At 37.2% G+C, this 1,342-nt stretch carries 1 protein-coding gene; it reads left to right on the forward strand.

The features are described 5' to 3' along the window. Window positions 1-179 precede the first annotated feature (179 nt). Complete coding sequence (locus tag ACM5QX_RS29500; protein WP_414756750.1) at window positions 180-1,322, forward strand: IS4 family transposase; 1,143 nt, start codon at window positions 180-182, stop codon at window positions 1,320-1,322. The last annotated feature ends 20 nt before the right edge of the window (window positions 1,323-1,342 follow it).

The following is a 1,342-nucleotide window of genomic DNA, read 5'->3' on the forward strand; positions in this document are numbered from 1 at the left end:
TTCAAGGGGCGACAAACGCCTCTAAACTTAGCCAGATAAAGGTTTGAGAGGCACAGACCCCTGAAAAAATGTGGGTACTTGTTGAGAATGAACTGTACAGTTATTAAGCGGCTACCAGTAGGGTACAGTTTAATGGTAAAAAAGAACGGTCTCGTAATTTGACTAAGACCGTTGTCATAATGCTGGCATCATTCTACCAAAACTTCTTAGAAAAATACCTAAATAAAGCACAGTTAATCACCCTGAAGATGTTGGTGTGGTTGTTACAAAATCAGAAACAGGTCAGGATAGAAAGATTAGCAGCGACACTACCTTTACCTATACAACAAAATAGTCGTAGGCGGCATTTACAAAGGTTTTTAACACTAAATGCCTTGAGTGTAGTCTTGTTATGGTTTCCCATCATTGAAGCAATAATTAACCAACACTTTAAAGTAGGGTCACAGTTAACCATTGCGATGGATAGAACACAGTGGAAAGAAAATAATGTATTGATGGTAAGTGTGATTTACCAGAAAAGAGCTTGGCCAATATATTGGTGTCTGCTAGGAAAAGATGGTAGTAGTAACTTAGAAGAACAACAAAAAGTATTACGCCCAGTAATTCGCTTATTAAAAAAGTACAAACTAGTAATTATTGGGGATAGAGAATTTCACAGTGTGGAACTAGCACATTGGCTCCACAAGCAGAACCTGAGTTTTGTGTTTCGTCAAAAAAAGGATACTACTTTTCGGAAAAAAAGACATAAATTCCAGTCTTTAAGTAGTATTGAAATTTATCCTGGTGTTCGCTCCTTTTATACCGATGTTAAAGTGACTCAAAAAAAAGGTTTTGGTTGCTTCAATTTAGCTGTTTATTGGAAAAGGAAGTATAGGGGAAAGCAAGATAAGGAAGCTTGGTATTTATTAACTAATTTACCCGATTTAAACACTGCCCTCAAAATATATGCTCAACGTTTTGGAATTGAGGCGATGTTCAAAGATTGTAAAACAGGCGGTTACAATTTAGAAAGTTCCCAAGCCAGCCCTGATAGACTTGTACGTTTAATATTCTTAATTGCTTTAGCGATGACTAGTGCTTGGTTACATGGACAAAGAACTAAATTTCAAAAACAGGAATCTTATATTTGTCGTAGTCAAGAAAAAAATCGAACTCAAAAACGTCACAGTAATTTTTGGATAGGTTTATATGGTCAAAATTGGATAGTTGCTTGGCATGAGTGTCAAGCATGGGTCGAGGAACTGGTCGGTTTCAGTCGCAATAAGCAAGCATATTATCAGCGAGGCTTAAGGGCTATGAAGCTTATACAGCAAGCACTTTAGGTTGCTTGTCGCCCCTTGAA

The organism is Anabaena sp. CCY 9910, assembly GCF_963920875.1.
GTDB classification, from domain to species: domain Bacteria; phylum Cyanobacteriota; class Cyanobacteriia; order Cyanobacteriales; family Nostocaceae; genus Trichormus; species Trichormus variabilis.

Excerpts from the sequence above, each read along its gene's own strand:
- ACM5QX_RS29500 (WP_414756750.1), top strand. The coding sequence starts at position 180 with ATGCTGGCATCATTCTACCAAAACTTCTTAGAAAAATACCTAAATAAA.